We start from the raw sequence: 291 nt of genomic DNA on the forward strand, positions 1-291 counted from the left end.
TTGCGGACCGGATCGGCCCCCTCACGCCGCAGCGCGGTGATCAGCTTGTTGAACTGCCGCGGGCTCAGCCCGGTGAACGGACCTATCCAGGAGGGCTCCGACGCCGTGATCACACCAGCCACAGCAAGATCATCTCACCTCTGACCAGCAGTTACGGGACAACCTCTAAGACGTTGTTTCAGTTGGTGAGTCGGCGGTAGCTGATGAGGGCTGCGGCTATGCCGACGAAGGCCAGGAAGTGTTCGGCCTTTCGCTCGTAGCGGCGGTGCAGGCGTCGGCATCCGGCCAGCC

At 63.6% G+C, this 291-nt stretch carries 2 pseudogenes; both read right to left on the reverse strand.

Going from position 1 to position 291, the window contains the following annotated elements:
• Positions 1-122, reverse strand: a pseudogene (locus MTQ10_RS31075) (IS5/IS1182 family transposase); the annotation flags it as partial.
• 56 nt (positions 123-178) lie between these two features.
• Positions 179-291 (reverse strand): annotated as a pseudogene (locus MTQ10_RS31080) (IS5/IS1182 family transposase); the annotation flags it as partial.

Origin of the sequence: Streptomyces sp. XM83C (assembly GCF_023072675.1) — a bacterium.
In the GTDB taxonomy this organism is placed as follows: Bacteria; Actinomycetota; Actinomycetes; order Streptomycetales; family Streptomycetaceae; genus Streptomyces; species Streptomyces thermocoprophilus.